Annotated in this window: 1 protein-coding gene; it reads left to right on the top strand. The window is 44.3% G+C overall.

The window, feature by feature from the left end:
* Positions 1 to 189 precede the first annotated feature (189 nt).
* On the top strand, positions 190 to 517 hold a 328-nt coding region (locus L2748_RS24370), incomplete at its 3' end, for a relaxase domain-containing protein (RefSeq protein WP_248957855.1).

Here is a 517-nt window from a genome sequence, read left to right as displayed (position 1 = left end):
AAGGCTAAGTTTGCGGACAACCCGCTTACCTCAGATCTAATGCAGACTTATTAGAATCTGACAAGACCGTCCTATATTGATCGCTTACAAAACGATAACCTCAAAAACCTTGCCTCTAGCTTTTACCAACAAGGTAATGAGCTTAACGGCACTTATGAGCGCATCCTAGCTAACCAAAAATACTATGGCATGATTTTACATAGTGACTTTGGCGCTAGGTTAGAAAAGATGGGCTATTCCATTAAATCTATGGGTAACGGTCAGATAGACGTAGACGGTATTCCGCAAGAGGTCATAGATGCAAACTCAACCCGTAGGCATCAACTCCTAGATCATGCAAAAGCGTTAGGCATTGACTCAGGTAAATCACGGGACTATGCCGCGCAGTTAACCCGCAAACCCAAAGCCTACACCCCAGAACAATCGCTACAACAGGAATGGACAAAGAAAAACAGCGACCTTGGTTTTAACGGTCTTGATTTCGTTACAAAGTCATACGACAAGCCCGCCCCCATTG

The organism is Shewanella sairae (assembly GCF_023283535.1).
Lineage (GTDB): Bacteria > Pseudomonadota > Gammaproteobacteria > Enterobacterales > Shewanellaceae > Shewanella > Shewanella sairae.
The sequence above is the reverse complement of the archived record's forward strand: the minus strand, read 5'-3'. Positions and strand labels throughout refer to the sequence as shown.